Below are 272 nucleotides of genomic sequence, written 5' to 3' on the forward strand. Positions count from 1 at the left end.
AACATGCAATCCAGATAAGTGGTTGACGACATAAGGTAAAAACCAAACACCATATTCGCCAAGCATAGTGCCATAGGCCACGGTTTCGGCAGGCAACAGGGCGCCGGCGATTTCAGATTTTATCGAGCCTAAACTCACTTGTTCAGAGGCGCTAAGCTTACTGGCATCGATAGCATTGAGCTCAGCTAATATGGCCTTAAGCGCTTTACGGCGATGATTTTCCCCCGACGGGCTGTAATCGGTCAGCTTAGAGAGTACATCCTTGCCCGCCT

At 49.6% G+C, this 272-nt stretch carries 1 protein-coding gene; it reads right to left on the reverse strand.

The genetic code is table 11. The features are described from left to right. The coding region (locus tag B4920_RS26325) for a DUF885 domain-containing protein (RefSeq protein ID WP_139379681.1) at positions 1 to 272 on the reverse strand (272 nt) is incomplete at both ends.

Source organism: Zoogloea sp. LCSB751 (assembly GCF_002028455.1).
GTDB lineage: Bacteria > Pseudomonadota > Gammaproteobacteria > Burkholderiales > Rhodocyclaceae > Zoogloea.